We start from the raw sequence: 373 nt of genomic DNA, 5'->3' as shown, positions 1-373 counted from the left end.
GAAATTACTCTTAACCTCAGAAGATTCAATTGTTGATATTTATCAAGGTCAGAAAATGGCTTTCGAAATTGAACGCACGCGTTCACGTTTACTTGAAATGCAGTCTGATGAGTACTTAAATACAGAGCATAAGCAAATTCAGCAAATGGAATCATAATTAAATTGAAAAAAAGCGCCAGATGGCGCTTTTTTTCTGCGTATTCATATGCATTTTAGTAACACGAAACACTGGTTATTGCACAGCCTTTGTTCTATAACTATAGCAGTGTCGACTTTTTATGCGATTTTAACTAAAAATCTGCACTTAAGTCTAATGTCGACCTGTTAAAAACTTAATACACTATAAAAAAGGCATCTGGACTGAGGTACATAG

At 34.3% G+C, this 373-nt stretch carries 1 protein-coding gene; it reads left to right on the top strand.

The features are described from left to right. Positions 1 to 157, top strand: a 157-nt coding sequence (zapE, locus tag SE27_RS14485) for an AFG1/ZapE family ATPase (RefSeq protein WP_455549993.1), incomplete at its 5' end; no start/stop codon positions are given. Positions 158 to 373: the final 216 nt, after the last annotated feature.

It is taken from the genome of Acinetobacter harbinensis (genome assembly GCF_000816495.1).
GTDB classification, from domain to species: domain Bacteria; phylum Pseudomonadota; class Gammaproteobacteria; order Pseudomonadales; family Moraxellaceae; genus Acinetobacter; species Acinetobacter harbinensis.
Note: the sequence above shows the minus strand (reverse complement) of the source record. Positions and strands in the feature narration are given on the sequence as shown.